The following is a 21,229-nucleotide window of genomic DNA, read 5'->3' as shown; positions in this document are numbered from 1 at the left end:
TTAATGCCTCATCGGTGTTATCGGGGTTCAGCAGCCGCGATAATACGAGAGGTGGTGCAGCAGCATCTTATGCCGCCCGGTAATGCTAACATTTCGGCTATAAACAATAAATCGTCTTTATTCTGTGGCCACTGCTCTGACGAGGTCGCAACCTCTCTACGGGAAATAAAAGGAATGCATGATGTCAGTAAAGGATAAGTTGTTGGCACTGTTTGTGGTGGTGGCCTGGGGGCTGAACTTTGTGGTCATCAAAGTTGGTCTGTATGGCATGCCACCGTTTTTACTGGCGGGCCTGCGTTTTGCGCTTGTCATGTTCCCGGCAATCCTGTTTGTCAAACCACCGAAAATCCCGCTCCGCTGGATGCTGGCGTACGGCATCACCATCAGCTTTGGTCAGTTCGCTTTCCTGTTTATGGCGATCAAGCTTGGCATGCCTGCGGGCTTGGCATCACTGGTGTTGCAGGCCCAGGCTTTCTTTACCATTTTGCTCGGCGCACTGTTGCTGGCAGAAAAGCTGAAATGGAACCATATTGCCGGGATTATGATTGCCACCGTTGGCATGTTTATGCTGGCTAGCGCGGGCATGGCTGGGCAAACGACGGCGGGTATCACGTTGACCACCATGATGTTGACGCTGGCCGCAGCGCTATCTTGGGGACTGGGGAATATCACTAACAAGGTGATTATGCGCGATCGTAATGTGCCGATCATGTCACTGGTGGTGTGGAGTACACCCGTACCGGTGGTGCTGTTCTTCATATGCTCATGGTTGTTTGAGGGGCAAGCGCTGTTGATTGACAGCCTGGTGCATATTCAAGGTGAAACCATTCTGGCGCTGCTCTATCTGGCGTTTGTTGCCACCATTATGGGTTATGGCATCTGGGGTAACCTGCTGAGCCGTTACGAAACCTGGCGCGTTGCGCCGTTAACGCTGCTGGTGCCGGTTATCGGTATTGTCTCAGCTGCATGGTTATTAGGCGAAAGGCTATCATTGCAACAAATGATCGGTGCATTGGTGATCATCGTGGGCTTGTTGGTCAATGTGTTTGGCGGGTTGCTCAAGCCTGCCATCAGAAAATATCAACAGCGCTAGTGGTGTGAAGGGGGAGAATGCTGAACTCCCTCATCTACTCTTTTTTTCATGCTGTGCCGTCATCCATTGAAGGCAGCGCGATAAACCATGAGCCACTCTGCTATTGCAGGCCCTAATCTAATAGCTTCACTCCCCCACACATTTTGCGACTATTCCGGATCCATCGCGATAGGCATCGGTGGTACAGTGGCCCGATTTTCATTCATTTTGATGTTTTTTTGGCTGTTGAACGCCGAGGTGTGAGTATGAGTAAGTTTATTGCAGCGGGCCTGCTGGCCGTTTTACTGTCCGGGTGTGCTACCGAGTCGCCTTGCGTACCGGTCTATGACGACCAAGGCCGTCTGGTTCATACTAATACCTGTATGAAAGGCACCACCCAGGATAACTGGGAAACCGCCGGGGCGATTGCAGGCGGGGCGGCAGCGGTCGCTGGCCTGACATTGGGTATTATCGCGTTAACCAAATAGTGATTTTTTAGTCGGGGCGCAGCATAGGCGCCCCGATCCTATTACTGCTGTTGAGCCAGTTTTTTGCTGTCACAGCCGGTACTTTTACATTCCCGCTCTACGCTTTTCAGAAAATCGATACGGCTTTGCATGGTCTTGTTTGAGCAGGCGACATTGATCATGGAATCGTCGCTACATTGACTGTCCCGATTTTTAAGCCATTCGATCTGCGACTGCTTCAGCGTCTGCTTTTGCGGTTGGGTCAGCAACCCCATCACCTTCTTGTATTGCACATTGATCTCTTGATCCAGTTGCACCATCTCCAATGCCGCGCAGTAGGTCACGTCATAAGGGGTGCGCGGGCTGTCACAACCACCGGCCAACGTAGTGGCAGAGACCAACAGCAGCGAACATCCCAAGATTGTTTCTTTAATCACTTTGCACTTCTCCGTGTTTGGTTTTGAACTGGCTACACAGTAAACCAATGCCGCATTTTGCAATAGCCCGATTGAAGACAAAAATTCAACCGGGCGTATGCGGTGCTCTTACTTAAGTCTCAAGCCTCGGTTTGCGGTGTGACCTTTTGCTTATCGGAGTTCATACAGCTGTAGATCACCGGCAGCACCAACAGCGTCAGCACGGTAGCAAAGCCCAGGCCGAACATGATCACCACCGCCATGCTTTGGAAGAAGGCATCGCTAAGCAGTGGGGCCAGGCCGAGTACGGTGGTAAAGGCCGTCAGCAGGATAGGGCGCAAGCGTGAGGTAGAGGCGTCGATGATGGCTTCCAGGATTGGTTTTTCCTGCCGTTGTAACCCGATCTCCTCTACCAGCACAATGCCGTTACGGATCAACATCCCGCTCAAACTCAACAGGCCAATCAGCGCCATGAAGCCAAACGGGATACCGGTTAGCAGGAAGCCCACGGTTACCCCAATCAACGCTAGCGGAATGGTCAGCCAGATGGCGACGGCATTTTTTAGTGAGCTGAACATCAGCACGGTGATGATGAACATGATCACAAAGGCTACCGGCAGGCTGGTGAACAACCCTGCCTGGGCTTCCTTGGTACTTTCATAGTCGCCGCCCCAATTCAGTTCATAGCCGAGCGGTAATGGGATGGCATCAATATCCGGTTTGATGCGTTGTAACAGTTCGGCAGAGGTTTCACCGCTCTGGGAGCTAGGATCGGCCTGAACCGTCAGGGTGCGTTTGCGATCCCGGCGCATGATCAGAGGATCTTCCCACTCGGTAGTAAAGCCGTTGACCACGTTGTCGATGGGAATAAACGCCTGCCGTGCCTGGCTCCAGATCATCACGTCGTTCAACCGTTCGGCATTCAACCGCTCCGAGTCCGGCGTTCTTAACACAATCGGCATTAACCGTGTGCCATCACGATATAGGCCAACGGCGATCCCGCCAAAACTCATGCGCAGTGCACTGTCGATTTCGCGTTTATCCACCCCTAATTCACGGCCAAGATAATCCGAAAACTGCGGGCGAATGACCTTGCTGCGCTGTTGCCAATCGTGCATCACGCCGTCGGCATTGGGGTCGGCGCTGGCGATAGTTTCTGCCTTGGCCGCCAGCGTTCGCAGCACGTTAGGATCCGGGCCGATAAAGCGTGCTTCGATGGAACTGTTATTCGAAGGCCCGAACATGATGCGCTTGGCCTGGGCGTTCACCTGAGGGAAATTGTTGCGTACGTAGCCCTCTATTTGGCCGATCATACCGGGGATCTGGTTGAGCTGTTTGGCTCGTACCATGATCTGTGCATAGTTGGAATATTGCCGCTGTGCGTTGTAGGTGAGCATAAAGCGCATCGCACCCTGGCCGATGGTGACCATGGTATCGCTGACGCCTTCTTGCGCCTGGATATGCTGCTCGATCTCGGCGGCTATCTTTTCGGTGTAGGCGATATCGGTGCCATAGGGCAGCCAGAGATCGACGAAGAAGATCGGCGTATTGGACGGTGGGAAGAAGCTTTGGCGCACGTTACCAAAACCGATCACCGAGACAACCATCAACGCGGCCAGCACCCCCAGCGTAATGGTGCGCTGGCGCAGCAGTTTGCCCAACAGATTGCGATAGACGCGGAACAGCCAACCGTCATAAGGCGACTTGACCGGCTCATCGGGTTTTGGCTCGGCCATTTTCTGTTTTTCAAACGCCCATTTGGTGAATACCGGCGTCAGGGTCAAGGCGGTGAACCAGCTCAGCATCAGAGAGATCAGCAGCACCTGGAACAGTGACTTACAGTATTCCCCGGTGGCATCGTTGGATAAGCCGATCGGTGCAAACGCCAGAATGGCAATCACCGTCGCCCCCAGTAGCGGGAACATGGTGCGTTTGACCACGTTATTAATGGCCTGCAGGGTTTTCTCACCCTGTTGCCGCCCAACCAGCACGCCCTCGACGATCACAATGGCGTTATCCACCAACATACTTAAGGCGATCACCAACGCCCCGAGCGAAACGCGCTGCAGCTCAATGTTGAACAGCTTCATGATCAGCAGGGTGCCAAGCACGTTCAGCGCCAGCGAGGCGGCGATCACCAGCCCGCTGCGCACCCCCATAAAGATCAGCAGGGTGCCGACCACGATCAGCAGCGCCAGCAAAAAGTTCATGATAAAGCCGTTCACCGCGCCTTCTACTTCATGGGACTGATCGTAGAAAACGCTGATATCCATCCCGGCGGGGCGTTCGGCTTGCAGTTGGGCCAACCGGGCCTTGACCGCTTCGCCCACCACAATCACGTTCACATTCGGGGCAAAGGATACGCCGATGGAGAGCGCAGGCCGCCCGTTGGCACGGTAGATATTATTGGGGGAGTGGGTTACGCCCTGGCTGATAGTGGCGATATCGCGCAGGTAAACGCTGCGCGGGCTACCCGGCTCGCTAATCAGCAGGTTACCCAACTCTTGCACGCTGGCAAATTCCCCGGTGGGATGCAGCCTGATCGACTCGCTGCCCACCAACAGATCTCCGGCGTTGGACACCACGTTCTGCCGGCTCAGCAGATCGTAAAGCCGCTGTGGGATAATATTGGCGGCGGTCATCTGGGCGCGGGAGATCTCAATCTGCACCTCTTCCGGGATCACCCCGACAATCCCCACCTTGCCCACGCCTGGCACCACCACTAACTCACGGCGTAGCAGCTCGGCAAAGTTGCGCAGCTCCTGATTGCTAAAGCCGTCGCCATACAGCGAGAAGAAGAAGCCGTACACATCGCCAAAATCATCGTTCACTATCGGTGGGCTGGCACCGGGGGGCAACCGTATCGCGGCATCGCCAATGCGCCGGCGCAGCACATCCCAGATTTGCGGCAATTCGGCGGCTCCGTATTCGGCACGGATATTAATGGTGATCTGCGACAGCCCCACGCTGGAGATGGAGGTCACGTTGTCGATATATGGCAACTGCTGAATGGCATTTTCCAGCGGCAGGGTGACTTCTTCCTCCACCTGCTGGGCCGAAGCGCCGTCATAGCGGGTGACCACCACCGCAGTCTTGATGGTAAAGGCCGGATCCTCCAGCCTGCCGATGTTGAGAAACGCCAGCACGCCGCCAATGCCTAGCAGCAGGATAGCCAACCAGATTCGGGTGCCGTTGTTGATAAAGTTCTCTGTCAGTTTCATTACAGACCTCGCTCACGGACCCAGGCGCGCACTTCCTGATTGGGGCGCAGTTCGCGAGTACCGGCGGCGACGATCCGTTCACCATCGGCCAGACCGGATACGATCTGTATTCCGTTCGCGGTCAGTTGTCCGGTTTCAACCTGACGAGATTCCACAAACAGTTTGCCATCACGTTCCTTGATCACCCACACGTGGGGCTGATTGCGTGGGCTGTTATCTGGGTTAAATATTGCTTCTACGGGCACAATGACATTGGTCTTCTGCGAAGCCCCGGCCAGATTACCGAGATTGATTTTCACGCTGCCGCTCATTCCCGAGAGCATTGGCAGATCTTTTGGGCGCGGCATGGTCAGGGTCATTTGATAGGTCAATGAGCCCGCGGTGGTATTGGTGGTGTGTTCTTTATAGCGGGCGGTAAACTCGCGGCCCGGCAAGTTGTTCAACAGAACAATAGGTTGGTACTGTGCATTGTTTTCATCAATCACAATGAACAGATTTTCGGGGATGCTGAAGACCACATCCAGCGAATCCAGCGAGTTCAGGGTCGCTATCGGTTGGCCTGCCGGGATCACTTGATAGTTACGGGCAGTGAGCGTGGCAATCACACCGGTAAAGGGGGCACGGATTTGCATATCGCTCACTTCTTCCCTGGCCAACTTCAAGGCGGCTTGGGCCGAATCACGCGCTGCGCGATGAACATCCAGTTCGGCACGGGGAATAACATTGCGGGCACTCAGGGTGGCGAAACGATTGAATTGCGCCTGCGCCAAATCGAACGTGGCCTGCCGATCACGTAGCCGCAGGCGCGCGTCATTACTGTTTAGCTCGGCAATCACTTGCCCCTGGTTGACTCGTTCCCCTTCGCGTACCAGCAATTGTTGCAGTTGCCCCGGGCGCTTAAAAGCCAGGTCGGTACGGTCACCCGCGATAATCCTGGCTGGGAAGATGCGTACTCCTTGCTGGGCACTGTTGCTAACTTCAAAGATATTCACCGGACGGACGCTTTCGAGTTCTTTAGGCGTCTCTCTGTCACAGGCAGTAAGAAAAAGTGTGCAAAGCACAACGGCAACCAGTTTTATATTCACGATGCAATCTCTTAGGATCGGATTTTAGGGGGAGCGATGAGTTAACTCGTTGACCATATGCATCACGTCTTACCGCTCGTCTAGGCCAGCTCCGGCCTTGGTTCACGCTGCTGCGGGAACTTAATCTTGCTACTGTGACCGTAGGACACAACCCTCTGGGATTTCACGCACTCCTGACGCGATTCCCGGTACCCGCTAGCGGGCGTGCGCAACCCATGTTGTTTCCTTCAGTTTCAACCACTCGTAGACTCTTCAAGCTTAGTATGCCGTTTGCCAACGTGAGTAAATTATCTTCAGTTCATGCCGTTGGCCCGGTTTCGGTTATGGCTAATCAATCAACGCTAATGATTTCCCGGCTAAGATGATCGGTAACAGATAATCAGCATCCGCGGTAGCAGGATGCCGAGGATGGTACGGATTAAGATGATTCTTGGTTATGATCTAAATCATTTTCCGCAATTATGTTGGTGGCTATGATAAAAGTCCCAGTCCCGCACACCTTGTGCTATCAATGATGCAAGTTGTTCTGCTTTCTCCCTCCGATTATCGCCTCGTAATACCGTTTAGATTTTCTTTAATATCTTGCGTTCTTGATGTGGGGTTATTTTCACGTTCAGGGAATTGTCCTTTATTAATTTCTTTTATTTGGTACGGTATATCTAGTGGTGTATTTTTTATTGTGTTTAATCTTGTTCTTTAACGGGAAATATCCTGTATTAGCGGCATTATGATTTGGTTGCAATAGGTCAATTGCCACAAAAATTATTATTGATCTGCTTTAAACGTCGGGCTATCCTTGGGCTAGAGTTCTTTTGATAGAGCGAAATAATTCAGCTTAACGTAATTTCCTGCGCTTTAATAAAGGTATGGTTAATCGTGCCTTTATATCAAGCGTAGGATTGCTCTATCACTGATGATAGGCGTTACTCGGGCTGTTTTTGTTTCACTTTTATAAAAAGGACGATGTTGTGAAAAAAGTTAATACACTTGAAGCAGATACAATTGTTGGCGGTAAATGTAAAAGAGTCTGTGCTGTTGAGTATGTGGGTGGCGCTGGTGGTGCTTGCTATGTAGTCAGAACTTGTCTGGATAAGAATGGCCGAATTGTGAGTCAGACTAGCTCCTCTGTTGATTCTGCCAACTGCCCGGCAGGCCGGCCGTAAGCTCTTCCTGAGTTTCAGGATATAAATTTGGGCTGATGCGATAGGATTTTCGCATCGGCCTGTTTGAAAAGTGGTGCTTATTGATGGACAGGGATGTGATGGCTGCTGGCTCGCCAACGGCGCTACGTGCTAAATAAAAATGGCTATCCCTCCGTTATAAGATCTCATTGGTGTGCCTTTTTTAGGAGATATGGTTTATGTTCAAAAAACCCCTACTGCTTCTCATTTATACCTTGGCGATCATCGTTATTTCCTCGTTGATCACGACGGCCTATTTCCACTATTTTGTATTGAATCAGGGCATCGAACAGCAAGCTCTGGTTGCTGTCAGCGATGACGAGATCAAGAATAGCCCGATCAAAGAGGGTAATACCCTCGTCGAGATATTCTCTTACGGCTGCCACTACTGTGCCATAAACGAAGAGAATATTGCCAAGCTGGAAGCGCGTATGCCAGCAGGGACAAAACTGATCCGTCTGCATCTCAATAATGCGCAGAGCAATGGCCTGGCAAGTTACGCCCCATTATTTGCCACCCTGACGGTGATGGGTATTGAAGCTCAGCATCGTGAAAGTGCCTATAACGCCGTCATCAAACAGCAAAGCGATCTGAGTCAACCCCAAAATCTTGATAGCTGGTTGATGGAGAATGATATCGATCTCGCGGCTTATCACGCAGCCAGTCAAACTCCGCAGGTCGCAGAGTTGCTGAGCTATATGACCATGGTATCCGATCACTACAAAATCAACGCGACCCCAACCTTTATCGTCAGCAAGAAGTGGCTGGCACTGCAGGATCGCGATTTCCCGGAATTTGCCGATCACCTGCTGTCGTTGCTGCAGCATGATAAACCGCTGGAGCAATAATGCGCTTCTTTGCCGTGTGGGTTTATCTGGCCTGGAGAGATGCCCTCGCAAAAATCGCGCGGGGTTTTTTACCGTTGCGCAGAACACAGCACAAGACCGTTTGCTGGTTGCTGCGGCATGGCGATTATCGTTGGTTTCTTGGGCTGGCGGCGCTTAGCCGCTGGCTGCGGTTGAATAATCGGGGGGAGCGCAGGCGTGCGTTTGTGGCCGCAGCCAATAAGCAATGCCTGATTAAGGATGACCGCAAGGTGGATTTTGCCAAGATCAGCCAGCGTCGTCGTTTGTTGGATCTGGCCGCTGCCTATGCCGGTAACGCTCACCTCCTGGCCCAGTTGGAACACTGTCAGGTACAGCTCAACGCAGTTGTCGAACCCTTGCACCGAGCAGGGCAACCGGTGGTTCTTGCACCGCTGCATATGGTTTCTGACGTGTTGGCTGGCATGGTAGGAGCTGGGGTGTTTCCGGGGCAGGCAACGGTGGTGGTTTCTGCCAGTGCGGAGGTCTATCAGGAAAGAATGCGACAGCAAGCGGGAATTCACCTGTCTTACTGCTCGATCCATGATGATAACCGGGCGATTGCCGGCAATTTGACTAGCGCGATTATGGCGGCGGCCGATCATCAACGCAATATCATGATTTTCCCGGATATCTCGCCGGATTACACCGTCAATACCAATGAGGCGAAAACGGCGAAGCTCAGTTGCCGCCTGTTTGATCGCCCGGCCAACCTGCACAGCGGCGTTATTCGTATCGCCAGAGCCTTGTCTGCACAGGTGGTCTCTTATTACCTGTATTACGATCAGGGAATAAAGATCCACATCTATCCGCCGATACCGGCCTGCAATCTGAAAGCCAAACTGCCGGAACTGATTGAAACGTCGATCGTCAGGCACCCTGAAGATTGGCTGTTATGGCACTCACATTCGTTATTTTTTATCAATGAATAACCTGGAAATTGAAGAAGTCAGATCATGGAAAAGATAATCCCGGCGCTGGTGTTTCAAGGCGAAACGAATGAATGTGGGCTGGCCTGCATCGCCATGATGGCGGAAACGCAGGGCATCAGTGCGCCATTGGAGAGCTTGCGGGAGCGCTATCCCGCCTCGCAGCATGGCACCTCGCTGGCCACACTGTGCGACATTATGGCGGAACTGGCGATGCCCGCCTATCCCGTTGCTTTCGAGCACGGTGAACTGGCGGAAATACCGCTGCCTGCCATTTTACATTATGGGGCGAGCCATTATGTGGTGTTGGCCTACCGTAAAGGTAATCATGTCTGCGTGATGAACCCGGGCATTGGTCAGCAACTGTTGCCGATTGATGCGTTAAAAATGGAAATCAGCGGTTATGCGTTGGTGCTGGACAGTGAAGCCCAGCCTGACTCTCAGGCGCTGGCCAATGTTCAGCCCAGTAAGCGCTTCAGTGCGTCCGACACCATGAGCCTGAAAGAAACCGCGCGTATCCCCGGTATTTACCGGCTGATGATACTGGCGTTTCTGATCTCTTTAACCCTGTTTATTATGCCGACGATGGTCAGCAGCGCCATCAATCAGGTTTTTTCCAGCGCAGGTGAAACCGACTTCCCTTATTTCTACTTCCTGCTGGCATTTGTCGTGTCGACCACACTGGCCTTCGGCGTGCGTTGGATCACCGAGCGCTTTATCAAACGCTTTGTGGTGATCAACAGCGTGGCGGGATTCTCGCGCCTGCTCAGCAATTCACTGAACTTCTTTGATAAACGCGCGCCGGGCGAAGTCTTCAGCCGTTTTTCCAACTGGCAGATGGCGTCAGGGACTAAAATCGAGCTGGATAACGGCCTGCGTACCGACTGGATCATTGGCGCTATCGCACTGGCGGTGATGTGCTACATGAGCCCGCTGCTGGCTATGGTGTCTGGTGTGGGGGTCACTCTGATGGGATTGGTCAGCGTCTGGGCCATCTATCGTGACCGTTTTTACACCCAGCAGTTGCAGGTAAAAACCGCCGAGCAGAGCGACTTTATCCTGGAGAGTATTCAAGGGTTCTCCACCATCAAGTCCGCCGGATTGGACAGCCAGCGCAAAGGGATGTTCGCCAAGTTTACACTGTCGTTGTTTACCTGTCGCCAGCAGCAGAAGATGTATGAGCAGGTCAAAAGCAGCCTGTATCAGTTGATCGGCAGCCTGGAGATGGTGTTCTTTATGTTGCTGGCGCTGCCGTTGCTGAAAAACGGCACTATCACGCTGGGTGAGTTCTTTGCCTACAGTTTTGTGCGTGAAATCTTCACCTCTTATATCACCAAGATTTTCTACTCCGTTCTGCAAAAGAACCAGTTGCACGTGATCGATACCCGCGCCAGAGACTTGTTCCCATCGCGGCCTGAACAGGATAGGGCGGAGGATGCGGTACCCACACCGATCCCTAAATTCACTTCGCAGTTACGTTATAAAAATATCGCCTTTGCCTATGACGCCCAGCAGCCGGTATTGCAAGACCTTTCTCTGTCGCTAAAACCTGGGAAAAGCATTGCCATTGTGGGTGAGTCGGGGGCGGGGAAAAGTACCTTGCTGAAGGTGATGACCGGCCTGATGACACCCCAGCAGGGGCAGGTGATTGTTGATGGCCAACTGCTCGATTATCAGCAGGTGCACGCGTTGTTCTTCCTGCAAAGCCAGGAGGACATCTTGTTCAATGCCTCGGTGCTGCAAAATATCACCCTGTTTGATGAGGGGTTTGATGAGCGCAAACATCGGCAGATCGAGCGCTCCCTTACAGGTCTGAATCTGAGCTCGGTGATAGAAAAACTTCCGGGGGGCTTGAATGCCCTGATCCGTGAAAGCCATGCAGGGCTTTCGCTGGGGCAGCGCCAACGTCTGCTGCTGGCGCGGGCTATGTACAGCGATCGTCCGGTGCTGGTGCTCGATGAGCCTACGGCCAACCTGGATGAGGAAACGGCGCACCAGGTGATGACCACCTTGCTGACGCATTGTCGCGAGCAGCATAAAACGCTGATCACCGTGACGCACAGCGAAAGCGTATTGCCGATGTTTGATCGGGTGTACCGCGTGAGCAACGGCCATGTGGTGAGCGTTGCTACGGAGCTTGAAGCGTCAACAGCGTTAACCACGGCGGTGAGTTAATGAAGTTGAAAATGTTTGGCATGGATAAACGCAGGCTAGTGTCGATTGCCTTGCTGTGTCAGGTGGTGTTGATCGGCACGATCGCCTGGTTCATCGTTGGGCCTACGCACAATAATACCTATGACATCGAAGAGATCGCCCGTGGCGATATCGAGAAAACCGTGTTGGCCACCGGTATCCTCAAACCGGCGTTGCAGGTCAGCGTCGGTGCGCAGGTTAACGGACAATTGCAAAAGCTGTATGTGAAGCAGGGCGATCGCGTCACCCGAGGACAACTGCTGGCGGAAATCGATCCGACCTTGCAACAGAATGAGTTGCGTAAATCGGAGGCTGCCTTGCAAAGCGCTCAGGCGCAGAAACAGGTCACCCAGGCAACGCTCAAGCAGTATCAGCAGGAATTGAAGCGTCAAATGAGGCTGGATCGTGATGGTTCAGGCGTGAAAAGCGATCTGGAGAAGGCGCAGGCGCAGTTCCAAACCCAGCTTGCCCAGTTGAAGGTCAACGACGCGCAGATCGTTCAGGCGCAGATGGAGCAGCAAACCGCGAAAGCCAATCTGGACTTTACCCGCATCGTCGCGCCGATCGATGGCGAAGTGTTGGGGATCGTCACCAAAGAAGGGCAGACCATCGTGTCGTCACAAACCGTGCCGACCATTCTGGTGCTGGCGGATGTCGACACCATGACGGTACACACCCGTATTTCGGAGACTGATATCCTGAAGGTGCGAGTCGGGCAACCACTGTGGTTCTACGTTGTTGCCGATCCCAAACAGCGTTACGAAAGCGTGATGGGCTCGATCCAGGAAGCCCCGAACGAAGCCTTGCAGGAAGGTAACTCGTCAGGCTCTGCCAATCAGCAGGCTTCGGCGGTCTATTACAGCGGCGTGTTTGCCATTGCCAACAGCAAACGTCTGTTGCGCACCTCGATGACCGCTCAGGTCTTTATTATCACCGAACAGGTGAAGAATGCCCTGCGCGTGCCGGTGGCCGCCTTCGGTGAACAGCAGGGTAAAGATCGTTATCAGGTACAGGTGATGAATGGCAAACAGCTTGAAACACGCTGGATCCGCATCGGCCTGAACGATCGCCAGTTTGCCGAAGTGAAAGAGGGGCTGAAAGAGGGAGACCGCGTAGTACTGGCGCAGCGTGCCGTCGGGAGTGCTAGCAATGGTTAAGTTATCCACTCCCTTGATCGTACTGAGCGGCATTTCCCGCCATTTTGTCTCCGGGTTGCAGACCGTGGCGGTGCTGAAAAATATCTCTCTCTCCATTCAGCGTGGCGAAATGGTGGCGATCATTGGCGCGTCCGGCTCGGGGAAATCCACGCTGATGAATATCATCGGCTGCCTGGATAAGCCTACGCAGGGGGAGATGCAGATCAAGGGGATCTCCACCCAGCTTGCCAGCAGTGAGCAGTTGGCTCAGCTACGCAGTCAGTACATCGGGTTTATTTTCCAGCGTTATCACCTGATGCCCTACCTGAGCGCCGCCGAAAACGTCGCCATTCCCGCCCTGTATACCGCGATGCCTGCGGCAGAACGCCAGACGCGGGCCGAATACCTGCTCACCCGGCTTGGATTGCAGCACCGAATGGATTACAAACCGGCGCAACTCTCCGGTGGGCAACAGCAGCGTGTCAGTATTGCCCGGGCGTTGATGAACGGGGCGGAAATCATTCTGGCCGATGAACCGACCGGTGCGCTCGACCGTGCCAGTGGTCAGGAACTGATGGGGATCCTGCATTCCCTGCACCGTTCGGGGCATACCATCATTATCGTCACCCACGATCGGGACGTGGCCAATCAGGCGCAGCGCATTATCGAAATCAGCGACGGCGAGATCGTGGCCGACCAGCGTAATGAGGCGGTAGCCCTGCAGGAAACCAAACCTGCGCTGCCAGTTGCCGCGGCTACCGGGCGCAACCCGTTCTGGCCGAGCGTGCAAGAGGCGGTCAAGATGGCCTGGCGTGCGTTGCTGGGGCATCGAGCAAGGGCCTTTTTGTCGATGTTGGGCATCATTATCGGCGTCTCTTCCGTGGTGTCGTCAATGGCGGTGGGTGAGGGCGCACGTCAAAATATACTCAATGAAATTAGCCAATTAGGTAGCAGTACCTTAGATGTCCGCCCCGGACTGGGGTGGGATAAACCGCGCCCGGACCTCGCCCGCTCGCTGACGGTGGCTGATGTTGAGCTGTTGGAGCACCAGCCTTATGTCGACAGCGTATCGCCGGTGGTCAGCAAAACCGTGGCCGCGGTGCGCGGTGGCAAAGAGGCGATGGCTTCGATTTCCGGTATCAGCAACGCCTATTTTCGTGTGCAGGGCCTGAATTTCCTTTCCGGCAACGGCTTTACCCGGCGCGATCTGGATGAGCGTGAGCCGGTGGTGATCATCGATCCGCAATTACGCGACACGCTGTTTGAGCCGGATGAAGTGGCTGAGGGCGGGATCGTCCAGCTTGCAGGTACCCCTTACCGGGTGATCGGCGTTGCTGAACCTAAAGGCGGCAAATACAGCGGCATGATGTTGGGTGCCTGGATGCCTTATACCGCAGTGCTGGAGCGCATGTCCGGCGATATGCCGATCGAGTCGATTATGCTGCGTGTGCACGAAGGGTCCTCGCTTATCGAAGCACAGGGGCGCGTCGAACGGCTGTTGGAACAGGCGCATGGCCGGCGCGATTTTTTCACCCAAACCAATGACCAGATGACCAAGGCCATCCGTAAAGCCTCGGATTCGATGACGCTGCTGATCACCGCCATTGCCGGGATTTCACTGCTGGTGGGCGGGGTTGGCGTGATGAACATCATGCTGGTTTCGGTTACCGAACGTACCCATGAGATCGGCATACGCCTTTCGGTCGGTGCGCGGCCAGTGGACATCATGCGCCAGTTCCTGATTGAGGCGATGGTGATCTGCTCGCTGGGTGGGTTGATTGGCATTATTGGCTCCGGGCTGGCCGGGGTGATTTTCTCCCTGGTGACACAGGAGTTCACCATGATTTTTACCTGGCCGCCGTTGGTGCTGGCCTGTGGGTTCTCGGCGTTGATCGGCTTGGGTTTTGGTTTTTTCCCGGCGCGCAATGCGGCGCGTCTGCATCCAACGGAGGCGTTGGCGCGCGAATGACGAACAACAAACTTTCTCTGGTGATGCTATTGCCACTGCTGTTGAGCGGTTGTGGCTCCTTGACGAAAAGCGATTATCAGCGGCCAATGCTGTCAGTACCTGCCGAGTGGCGGATGCAACAGAGCGGAAGCGATTTTCTGCAACACACCGAGCATTGGTGGGATAACTTCGACGATCCGCAGCTCTCCGTGCTGATTGGGCGGGTGCTGACCAGCAACAACGATCTGGCCATTGCCGGGCTGCAACTCCAGCAGGCGAGGCTGGCGGCCGGGCTGAAGAATACCAACCTGACGCCAACCGCGACGGCAAACGGCGGGGTCAGTAATAGCAAGAACCTGCGTCAGAATACGAACTCCACAGAGTCTTACAACAGTGGTCTGGAGCTAAGTTATGAATTGGATTTGTGGGGCAAACTGGCACGAACCAGAGAGCAGGCGCAGTGGCAGGCTGAGGCCAAGGAACAGGATCGGCAAAACACCGCGCTGACGCTCATCGGCAACACGGCGCAGTATTATTGGCAGATCGCCAACCTTAATCAGCAAATCAAGCAACAGCAAGCGGGGCTGGAAATCGGCCAACAGACGCTGGCGATGGTGCAATCGCGTTATGACGCCGGTGCCGCCGGGCAGATCGACCTGCAACAGGCACAGCAATCGCTGATCAATCGTGAGAATAACTACCGCACGCTGCAACAGCAGCGGGAAGAGAATCGCAACGCGCTGGCGATCCTGTTCAACCGTTCACCCACCGATCGCCAGGCCGAACGCCGCTCCCTTGATATCAATCAGGAAGTGCCGGTAGCGAGCGCTTTGCCGGTAGAAGCGATTGCCCGTCGGCCTGATGTGCAGGCGGCAGAAAAGACTTTGCGTGCTGCGCTGGCAGGGTCGGATGTGGAGCGTTTGAACTTCTACCCTTCGCTTTCGCTGAGTGCTTCACTCAATGCGGGCAGCACGATTTTCCAGCAGTGGTTCAGCAACCCGAGCAGAAGCTTGGGGAGCAGCGTTGCTTTACCCTTCCTGAACTGGAATACCGTGCAACTGACCATCGAAATAGCCGATTTAGACGTCAAGCAGGCGGCGATCGCTTTCCGCAGCCAGGTCTACAACGCGTTGGCGGACGTGGACAACGCCATGTCGCAACGGCTCAGCTATCAACAGCAAAAAATCAATCAGCAACGCAACCTGCGGCTTGGTCATCAGCGTTTGGCGCTGGCCAACAGCCAGTATCAGGCCGGTGCGGCCTCCCTCCAGACCTTGCTGGATGCCGAGGATGCGTTATTGACCATTGAAAGCAATTTGTCAGATCTGCAGTACAACTACCTCAACGCCACCATGAAGCTGTGGCTGGCGTTGGGCGGCGGTGTGGAAAAAGACGGTGATATAACAGGATGAGATCATGAATAGAGATGCTTTGCCACGTCGCGTGGTGGTTACGGGGTTCGGTGCGGTCACGCCATTGGGGATGAATACCGAGCAAAGCTGGGCGGCGATGATGGATTATCAACAAGGCTACCGCTATTACGATAAATCTGCCGTGGGGATCCAGTCACGTTTCTTGGGGGTGATCGACGACGAACCAGACTTGAAAGGGGTGCCTGCCGCGATCCGCCGCCGTTTGCCACGCTTTGCCCGGTTAGCCTTGGGGGCGGCCCGCGAAGCAATGGAGATGGCTTTCCATGGGGAGAGCCCGGCAGCCTATTACGATTTGCTGGAGTGCGGCACTATCATCGGCAGCGGCTGGGCGGGCCAGGATGAAATTCAAAACAATCATGAGGACTTTTTGCGGGCAGGACTGGGTTCACCCTTTGGCTGCTTCCTGTCCATGCCGAATGTCGCGACGGCCGCCTGTAGCCTGTTCTGGGGGCTGCGTGGTTATCAAAATAGTCCGATTGCGGCTTGTGCGACCGGGACGATTGCCATTGGCGATGCGTTTGAGGTGATCCGCAGTGGCCGTGCCTCGATGATGCTGGCCGGGGCAGGAGAGTCGTTAAGCAGCGACACTGCCGTCTGGAATATCGATGTGCTGCGTGCTTTGACGAGTGAGCAGGATGATATCAGCAAGGCCTGCTGCCCGTTCAGCCTCGATCGCAATGGCTTTGTGCTATCCGAAGGTGCTGCCGTGTTGTGCCTGGAAGAACGCGAAGCCGCACTGGCTCGCGGGGCAACCATCCTGGGGGAAATCAAGGGCTACGGCAATTACTCTGATGCCTTCGACTTTACCGCTCCCGCGGAAGACAAGCTTGCCCGGGTGAAAACCATCCAGCATGCCTTGCACCAGGCCGGGGTGACGGCGGAGGAGATTGACTATATCAATGCACACGGCACCTCTACGCCCCTCAACGATCTGAATGAAACCCAGGCGATCAAGCTGGCCTTTGGCGACGCGGCCTACAGCACGCCGCTTTCCAGCACCAAGTCTTACTCCGGGCATCTGATTGCGGCGGCAGGCAGCTTTGAATCCATCATCTGCCTGCAAGCGTTGCAGCATCAGCTGATGCCCGCCACCTGTCATCTGAAAAATGCTGACCCGGAGTGCGATCTGGACTACATCAGCGAAGGGCACCGCCCGGCCCGGTTAAAGAACATCTTGAATCTGAGCTTCGGCTTCGGCGGCGCTAACGCGGCGTTGGTTATCGGGCAGGCATGAGCATGATCTTCAACTACACCCTGCGCGATGCCGAGGAATGGGCTGCTTTTTCCGGCGACTACAACCCGATCCACTTTGATCTGCAACACGTACGCAAAATGGGGGCCGATCAACTGAGCGTCCACGGGATGCGTGCGATGCTGGATATGAAACGTCATCTGAGTGCGGTGCTGCTTGCGGATCCGCTGGAGCATGCCTTTTATGTGTTCAGCACCCGTATGCGCCGACCGGTGTTGTGCCAGACGCCGTATCACTTGCAGATAGCGGGCAATGGCAAGCAGATCACCGGTGAGTTGCGGGATTGTGCCACGCAGGAAAGTTGCTTCAGCAGCAAGCTGGTTCCGGCTAGGTCACTAGACTTGGTGGCTTCCGATCACGAGCATGCGCTGACCGTTAACGAGGTGATGGCACTCTGCCAGCCGTTCCCAGGGCAGGCATCGGATACCACTCAGGCATGGAGTTTCTTTGACGCCCTGCTGTTCCAACTGCTGGTGAAATCCCCGGAAACCGTGGCGATGTTGGCGACGACGCTTCCGGAACTGCAGGCCACCACGCTGATTGAGGTGTTTGCCCAGAGCCCAGTGGTACAGACGCATCATGAGACCCACTTCAGCGCCCGATTATTCAACCCGGAAACGCTATTTGCACCCGAAGATCGGCTGTACTACCGCATTCAGCCGATGCTGGTGATCGGGAATAAAAGCAGCGGATTGGTGTTACGCACGGTGATTGAGGCCAGAACGGAGTGGCATCCGCTGCTGGCGACTTCCGTCACCTTAAAAACATGGCCAATGGCCGATCATTAACATAAGGATATAACCATGGAAAACTACCAACAGGTTTACGACACCGTCACGGAAATGATTTGTGATGCCAAAGATCTCGGGATGGCCGATCTGGCGCCAGAGATGCCCCTGCGCCAGTTGAAGCTGGACAGCCTGGACTATGTGGAGCTGATGGTGCTGGCGAAGCGCGAGTTCGGAGCCACGCTCACCGCAGAAATGTTCATCAATCAGCCGACTATGACGCTGGGTGAACTCTGTCAACACCTGGCCGATGCACAAAAGTAATCTCATGACTAAACGATGGGTGTTAGTGACCGGTGGGAGCCGGGGAATTGGCCGCGCATTGGTGGAAGAGTTGGCCAAGCAATGGAACGTGGTGTTCACATGCCGTAACGGCAAGGCGGCCAGCGCGGCGGTGATTGAAGCCTGCGCGGGGTTGCCTGGCTGGGTGGAAAGCTGCGTGTGTGACGGCAGTGACGAGCAGGCGGTGAACCTTGTAGCTCCGCAGTTGCTGGCACGCCTCGGTGCACCTTTTGCGGTGATCCATAACGCCGGGATCACGCTGGATGATTTGCATATCCAGCAAACCGGCGAGCGCTGGCGGCAGGTGATCGACACCAACCTCAACGGCATCTTTTATTGGAACCGCCACCTGCTGCCCGCCATGATGGCGCAGGGGGAAGGGGCTATGGTGCTGATGTCCTCGGTGACGGGCATCAAGGGCAACTCCGGGCAAACGGCCTACGGGGCCAGTAAGGCGGCGATGATCGGCCTGGGGAAATCTCTGTCGCTGGAAGTGGCGCGCTTTGGTATCCGAGTGAACTGCCTGTTGCCCGGGATTATCGAAAGCGAGATGACACAGGCCATTCCGCCGGAGGCGCTGAAGGCGCTGCGCAAGCAAATTCCTTTACGCCGCCTGGGCAAAGCCAGCGAGGTAGCGCGTACCACCGCGTTTCTCATCGGTGATGATAGCCGTTATATGACGGGGCAAATTTTGGTGCTAGACGGTGGTTTGACCGTCTGAGCGCGTTAATACATCCTGTATCAAGTCGGGGCACTGTCTATCGGTGCCCCTTTTTATTGCCGTACGTTCCTGCGAATTTATTTTTCTCCGTTTGATTTTCAACCCAATCATTATGCGTATTTTCCGATAAAGCTGCCTTTTTATATAGGTAGTAACTATGTTTATCATTTGTTTTATATGCTTTTATTTTGGGATTATTCTCTGGTGAGGCCACTGTCGAACACCACTGTTTTTTACTGATCATTAGGTTGCCGGGGTTAACTGTTATTGATTTTTTCATCAAGGGTTTTTTATGTTGTATTTATTGCTTTTATCCTGTTGTTATTATGTTGCGCAATTTAATCTTGCTGTTTTATTAACCTATAGCTGAGCTGAACTACTGATTTTAATCTAAATGTTAGCTAATTTGCGTTAGATCATGGGTAATTATCATTGTTCAATGACCTGGCTGTTTCGTAATTATTTATCGGCTATACTCCGCGTAGGATCCAGGATGTTATCCGAAGGCAGGGGCCAATGCTCCTGAGCGTTGTTGTGGAAATAAAAGGGAGGAAAAATCCACATAATTTTGGTGAAAAGTCAAAGAGGTACTATGACCAGTCGTAAACATTTAACGCCTTCCGAAGTGGAAAAACTGCTAGAGGCAACGCTGAAAGGCAAGAACCCAGAGAGAGATTACTGTTTGATTTATATGTGTTTTATTCATGGTTGCCGCGTGAGTGAAATCAATAGTTGGCGGCTGTCAGATATCGATCTTGAAGGTGGCAATATTTATATTCATCGATTGAAAAACGGCTTCTCAACGGTTCATCCTTTGTATGTGCGCGAGCGTAAGTGTTTACAGCGTTGGATGGCCAAGAGAAAACATTATCGTGGTGCGGATAGCGAGTGGTTGTTTCTTTCTAACCGGGGATCTCGGTTATCACGCCAACGTATTTATTGGCTCATTCGTAATTACAGTGAGGCGGCCAATCTAGAGGTCAATGCACATCCCCATATGCTGCGCCATGGCTGCGGTTTTGCCTTGGCGGACCGGGGAATTGATACGCGTTTGATTCAGGATTTTCTTGGCCATAGGAATATTCAGAATACGGTGTTATATACGGCAAGCAATGCCAGGCGGTTCAAGGAAGTATGGTGATTTGAGTAAGGAAAATATGTCTAATGAGTCACTTTGAACTAAATTGCAACATACTCTAAGGATACTCAAAAATAATGTCAACACTAACTATTCAATAATTCATCTTGATTAATAAAGTCATTAAATAACAATGAGTTAAATAATTTTCCCCATAATAAACCCTCATCCAGCCTTAAGTGTTTTCTTACTTGACCACCTAAAAAAATCCAAGATCGAAACTTTCCTGTTTTATAACTAGCTCATAATTCTTTTATTCCTATAATTTTCAGAGCATTAAACTATTCGTTGTTTTTTTTAAGGCCATCCTTGGCACGTTAAACCAAAGGAGTCACTTTAGTTCAAAATGAATCGTTTGGCTGGAAAGGTATTACTGCCCCATTGCTATTTGCGCAGGCGTGTTTCAGTCGATGAACTAAATAAAAAGGAATGACATAGGGTTATGTCAAAAATAAACAAATGCGCGTATTTGAAGTGCATTATTTAAAAGGAAAAGTAGTCTATGAACAAGAATCTGCTCGCCGTGGCTGTACTGGCCGCCTCCGCGTTTTCCACCGCGGCGTTCGCTGCAGACGGCAAAGTAAACTTCGCTGGTGAAATCATCGATCAAGCTTGTACTGTGCATTCTGATTCAGAAAACCAGACCGTTACTCTGGGTAAAGTATTTGTCGGCGCATTCAAGGGTGGCGCTGGCGTCACTGCTGCCTCTAAGGATTTCTCCCTGATCCTGCAAGACTGCCCAGATACGGTTAAAGCGGCGACAGTGCGTTTTGATGGTATCCAGGTTGCGGGTAACGATGCCGTTCTGGCGCTGACCGATGAGCCAGGTGTTGCCACTGGCGTTGGTGTTCAGATTGCTGACAACAACAACAAAGTGATTAACCTGCACACGGATTCAAGCGTTTACCCGCTGAGCAGCACCGAAGATAACGTGCTCGGGTTTGTTGCACGTTACTACGCGACTTCAGCCACCGTCACTGCGGGTAAGGCTAACGCAGTAAGCAACTTTACCATTATCTATCAGTAAGTTTTATCCGCTCGGCTGATACGGGCGGTATAAGGCTGGTCAGGGGGGCGAAAGCCATCCCCTGGCCTTTCTCTCAA

17 protein-coding genes are annotated in these 21,229 nt (G+C 53.4%); 14 read left to right on the top strand and 3 right to left on the bottom strand.

Going from position 1 to position 21,229, the window contains the following annotated elements; translation table 11 throughout:
• Nucleotides 1-181 precede the first annotated feature (181 nt).
• Both KGP16_RS21075 and KGP16_RS21070 read left to right on the top strand, forming a co-directional pair.
• Nucleotides 182-1,093 (top strand): EamA family transporter, encoded by a 912-nt coding sequence (locus tag KGP16_RS21075; RefSeq protein ID WP_059201683.1) that lies wholly within the window; start codon nucleotides 182-184, stop codon nucleotides 1,091-1,093.
• A 245-nt stretch (nucleotides 1,094-1,338) separates the two neighbouring features.
• A complete protein-coding gene (locus KGP16_RS21070) occupies nucleotides 1,339-1,560 on the top strand; it encodes a hypothetical protein (RefSeq protein WP_021179822.1) in 222 nt (73 codons plus the stop codon).
• Nucleotides 1,561-1,601: 41 nt separating this feature from the next.
• On the opposite strand, the gene KGP16_RS21065 is transcribed toward KGP16_RS21070, so the two are convergent.
• From KGP16_RS21065 to KGP16_RS21055, 3 genes are all read right to left on the bottom strand, one after another.
• The gene (locus tag KGP16_RS21065; RefSeq protein WP_021806174.1) at nucleotides 1,602-1,976 is read right to left on the bottom strand and encodes a lysozyme inhibitor LprI family protein; all 375 of its coding nucleotides are present in this window, start codon (nucleotides 1,974-1,976) and stop codon (nucleotides 1,602-1,604) included.
• A gap of 119 nt (nucleotides 1,977-2,095) precedes the next feature.
• Nucleotides 2,096-5,176: an efflux RND transporter permease subunit gene (locus tag KGP16_RS21060; protein WP_223500286.1), complete on the bottom strand. Its 3,081-nt coding sequence runs from the start codon at nucleotides 5,174-5,176 to the stop codon at nucleotides 2,096-2,098.
• The gene (locus KGP16_RS21055; RefSeq protein WP_059201682.1) at nucleotides 5,176-6,261 is read right to left on the bottom strand and encodes an efflux RND transporter periplasmic adaptor subunit; all 1,086 of its coding nucleotides are present in this window, start codon (nucleotides 6,259-6,261) and stop codon (nucleotides 5,176-5,178) included. The genes KGP16_RS21060 and KGP16_RS21055 overlap by 1 nt, the downstream gene beginning before the upstream one ends.
• A gap of 1,360 nt (nucleotides 6,262-7,621) precedes the next feature.
• Between KGP16_RS21055 and KGP16_RS21045 the strand changes: the two genes are divergently transcribed.
• From KGP16_RS21045 to KGP16_RS20990, 12 genes are all read left to right on the top strand, one after another.
• Nucleotides 7,622-8,290, top strand: a complete 669-nt coding sequence (locus KGP16_RS21045; RefSeq protein ID WP_179248339.1) for a DsbA family protein — start codon at nucleotides 7,622-7,624, stop codon at nucleotides 8,288-8,290.
• On the top strand, nucleotides 8,290-9,237 hold the full coding sequence (locus KGP16_RS21040; RefSeq protein WP_115159255.1) for an ABC transporter: 948 nt from the start codon (nucleotides 8,290-8,292) through the stop codon (nucleotides 9,235-9,237). Before KGP16_RS21045 ends, KGP16_RS21040 begins: the two co-directional genes overlap by 1 nt.
• Before the next feature lie 24 nt (nucleotides 9,238-9,261).
• The gene (locus KGP16_RS21035; RefSeq protein WP_223500284.1) at nucleotides 9,262-11,409 is read left to right on the top strand and encodes a peptidase domain-containing ABC transporter; all 2,148 of its coding nucleotides are present in this window, start codon (nucleotides 9,262-9,264) and stop codon (nucleotides 11,407-11,409) included.
• On the top strand, nucleotides 11,409-12,584 hold the full coding sequence (locus tag KGP16_RS21030) for an efflux RND transporter periplasmic adaptor subunit (RefSeq protein ID WP_166733267.1): 1,176 nt from the start codon (nucleotides 11,409-11,411) through the stop codon (nucleotides 12,582-12,584). The genes KGP16_RS21035 and KGP16_RS21030 overlap by 1 nt, the downstream gene beginning before the upstream one ends.
• Nucleotides 12,577-14,532 carry a MacB family efflux pump subunit gene (locus KGP16_RS21025; RefSeq protein WP_021806167.1) on the top strand — a complete coding sequence of 652 codons (1,956 nt, stop codon included), beginning with the start codon at nucleotides 12,577-12,579 and terminating at the stop codon, nucleotides 14,530-14,532. Before KGP16_RS21030 ends, KGP16_RS21025 begins: the two co-directional genes overlap by 8 nt.
• Nucleotides 14,529-15,923, top strand: a complete 1,395-nt coding sequence (locus tag KGP16_RS21020) for an efflux transporter outer membrane subunit (RefSeq protein WP_223500282.1) — start codon at nucleotides 14,529-14,531, stop codon at nucleotides 15,921-15,923. The genes KGP16_RS21025 and KGP16_RS21020 overlap by 4 nt, the downstream gene beginning before the upstream one ends.
• A 4-nt stretch (nucleotides 15,924-15,927) precedes the next feature.
• Nucleotides 15,928-17,178, top strand: coding sequence for a beta-ketoacyl synthase (locus tag KGP16_RS21015; RefSeq protein WP_223500280.1), 1,251 nt, complete (start codon nucleotides 15,928-15,930; stop codon nucleotides 17,176-17,178).
• Nucleotides 17,175-17,984, top strand: coding sequence for a MaoC/PaaZ C-terminal domain-containing protein (locus KGP16_RS21010; protein WP_223500279.1), 810 nt, complete (start codon nucleotides 17,175-17,177; stop codon nucleotides 17,982-17,984). Before KGP16_RS21015 ends, KGP16_RS21010 begins: the two co-directional genes overlap by 4 nt.
• A 15-nt stretch (nucleotides 17,985-17,999) precedes the next feature.
• Nucleotides 18,000-18,248: an acyl carrier protein gene (locus tag KGP16_RS21005; RefSeq protein WP_209554722.1), complete on the top strand. Its 249-nt coding sequence runs from the start codon at nucleotides 18,000-18,002 to the stop codon at nucleotides 18,246-18,248.
• A gap of 4 nt (nucleotides 18,249-18,252) precedes the next feature.
• Entirely contained in the window at nucleotides 18,253-18,987 is a 735-nt protein-coding gene (locus KGP16_RS21000) for an SDR family NAD(P)-dependent oxidoreductase (protein WP_223498295.1), read from the top strand.
• A gap of 592 nt (nucleotides 18,988-19,579) precedes the next feature.
• Nucleotides 19,580-20,128, top strand: coding sequence for a tyrosine-type DNA invertase (locus tag KGP16_RS20995; RefSeq protein WP_021179836.1), 549 nt, complete (start codon nucleotides 19,580-19,582; stop codon nucleotides 20,126-20,128).
• A 499-nt stretch (nucleotides 20,129-20,627) separates the two neighbouring features.
• Nucleotides 20,628-21,152, top strand: a complete 525-nt coding sequence (locus tag KGP16_RS20990; protein WP_021806160.1) for a fimbrial protein — start codon at nucleotides 20,628-20,630, stop codon at nucleotides 21,150-21,152.
• The last annotated feature ends 77 nt before the right edge of the window (nucleotides 21,153-21,229 follow it).

The sequence above is a fragment of the Serratia sp. JSRIV006 genome, from assembly GCF_019968685.1.
Lineage (GTDB): Bacteria > Pseudomonadota > Gammaproteobacteria > Enterobacterales > Enterobacteriaceae > Chania > Chania fonticola_B.
The sequence above is the reverse complement of the archived record's forward strand: the minus strand, read 5'-3'. Positions and strand labels throughout refer to the sequence as shown.

Excerpts from the sequence above, each read along its gene's own strand:
- KGP16_RS20995 (WP_021179836.1), top strand. The coding sequence starts at position 19,580 with ATGACCAGTCGTAAACATTTAACGCCTTCCGAAGTGGAAAAACTGCTA.
- KGP16_RS20990 (WP_021806160.1), top strand. The coding sequence starts at position 20,628 with ATGAACAAGAATCTGCTCGCCGTGGCTGTACTGGCCGCCTCCGCGTTT.
- KGP16_RS21020 (WP_223500282.1), top strand. The coding sequence starts at position 14,529 with ATGACGAACAACAAACTTTCTCTGGTGATGCTATTGCCACTGCTGTTG.
- KGP16_RS21000 (WP_223498295.1), top strand. The coding sequence starts at position 18,253 with ATGACTAAACGATGGGTGTTAGTGACCGGTGGGAGCCGGGGAATTGGC.
- KGP16_RS21015 (WP_223500280.1), top strand. The coding sequence starts at position 15,928 with ATGAATAGAGATGCTTTGCCACGTCGCGTGGTGGTTACGGGGTTCGGT.
- KGP16_RS21030 (WP_166733267.1), top strand. The coding sequence starts at position 11,409 with ATGAAGTTGAAAATGTTTGGCATGGATAAACGCAGGCTAGTGTCGATT.
- KGP16_RS21005 (WP_209554722.1), top strand. The coding sequence starts at position 18,000 with ATGGAAAACTACCAACAGGTTTACGACACCGTCACGGAAATGATTTGT.
- KGP16_RS21075 (WP_059201683.1), top strand. The coding sequence starts at position 182 with ATGTCAGTAAAGGATAAGTTGTTGGCACTGTTTGTGGTGGTGGCCTGG.
- KGP16_RS21010 (WP_223500279.1), top strand. The coding sequence starts at position 17,175 with ATGAGCATGATCTTCAACTACACCCTGCGCGATGCCGAGGAATGGGCT.
- KGP16_RS21045 (WP_179248339.1), top strand. The coding sequence starts at position 7,622 with ATGTTCAAAAAACCCCTACTGCTTCTCATTTATACCTTGGCGATCATC.
- KGP16_RS21040 (WP_115159255.1), top strand. The coding sequence starts at position 8,290 with ATGCGCTTCTTTGCCGTGTGGGTTTATCTGGCCTGGAGAGATGCCCTC.
- KGP16_RS21060 (WP_223500286.1), bottom strand. The coding sequence starts at position 5,176 with ATGAAACTGACAGAGAACTTTATCAACAACGGCACCCGAATCTGGTTG.
- KGP16_RS21035 (WP_223500284.1), top strand. The coding sequence starts at position 9,262 with ATGGAAAAGATAATCCCGGCGCTGGTGTTTCAAGGCGAAACGAATGAA.
- KGP16_RS21070 (WP_021179822.1), top strand. The coding sequence starts at position 1,339 with ATGAGTAAGTTTATTGCAGCGGGCCTGCTGGCCGTTTTACTGTCCGGG.
- KGP16_RS21025 (WP_021806167.1), top strand. The coding sequence starts at position 12,577 with ATGGTTAAGTTATCCACTCCCTTGATCGTACTGAGCGGCATTTCCCGC.